The sequence below is a fragment of the Vibrio sp. 970 genome (assembly GCF_033339075.1).
The window spans coordinates 1-644 of sequence record NZ_JAWOTW010000423.1 but is presented as its reverse complement, the minus strand read 5'-3'; the positions used below and the strand labels follow the sequence as shown (position 1 = coordinate 644).

Annotated in this window: 1 protein-coding gene; it reads left to right on the top strand. The window is 42.1% G+C overall.

Translation table 11 applies throughout. The features are described from left to right. Positions 1-162: 162 nt before the first annotated feature. Positions 163-525 carry a hypothetical protein gene (locus R7Q11_RS27075; protein ID WP_025578921.1) on the top strand — a complete coding sequence of 121 codons (363 nt, stop codon included), beginning with the start codon at positions 163-165 and terminating at the stop codon, positions 523-525. Positions 526-644 lie beyond the last annotated feature (119 nt).

The following is a 644-nucleotide window of genomic DNA, read 5'->3' as shown; positions in this document are numbered from 1 at the left end:
ACAATCTCATTTGTCGATTTTGCATCGCGTAAACGTGATTTTACTATTTGTTTACATTTTAAATGGTTAGTAGGTTATTTGTTGTGGAGCACCTTACGTTTGGGCGCTGATGGTATACAATTTATAAAATTTCTTGTTGCAGTCGTACAAAGCGGAAACGAAATGATAAATAAAGCAAAAGTAACGTTGCTGACGCTAGGAGTGGTTTTAGCGGGATGTTCGTCAGTGACGGCTCCTAAAAAGGATGCCATTGAGAGTATTCAGCAAAAATGTGCGGTCATTCTGAGTAGCGATGTTTCTGATGATCACCGTTGGCAGGTGTATAACGAGCTGATGCAAGAATATGCGGTACATGCCATTAAAACTCAGGCTCAACTTGACCGTTTTGAAGCGTTTGTTTTGCGAGTGCAAAGTGATGATTCAGGTCAGCTGATTACTGAGCTGATTGAAGTCACTGACTGGGGATGCTCAAACGGCAATTATCTTGAAGAGATGGATATGTTCATTCAAGAGGTTCAAAAGTAAAAACCGAGCGTTCAGTCGCTCGGTTTTTTGTTTTTGTAGCACTCTTTTTTGTAGGCTCTAGTGCGCTGGCTCGTCGGGACGTTTACTCTTCTGGGTACTCGCCCATACCCTCAGTTTTG